This is a genomic window from Bacillus sp. SIMBA_008 (assembly GCF_046535495.1).
Classification (GTDB): Bacteria; Bacillota; Bacilli; order Bacillales; family Bacillaceae; genus Bacillus; species Bacillus subtilis.
On record NZ_JAWRWL010000502.1, the window covers coordinates 1 to 270 of the forward strand.

A 270-nucleotide genomic window follows, 5' to 3' on the forward strand; every position below is an offset into this window, starting at 1 on the left:
GGGTCGATCGCCGACCTCGAGGAGGCCTCTCTCCGCGCACTGGCCAAGATGTACCAGGTGCTGCCCTCGCACCTCCGGCATCGCATCACGACGCTGCAGTCGACGGTCGTCCCGGTCCCCGGCCATGGACCCGCCGTGGACCCTGACGTGCTCCTCACTCTGGCCTCTGCCTGCCGCGACACCGTGCAACTGCGGTTCGACTACCGCACCCACTCCGACACCGAGTCGCGGCGCATCGTCGAACCGTACCGGCTCGCCCTGCGCGCCGGG

The 270-nt window shown here is 70.4% G+C and carries 1 protein-coding gene; it reads left to right on the top strand.

The genetic code is table 11. The annotated features are described in order from the left end of the window. Positions 1–270: helix-turn-helix transcriptional regulator (locus tag SB658_RS24200; protein ID WP_410602893.1), on the top strand; the 270-nt coding region annotated here is incomplete at both ends.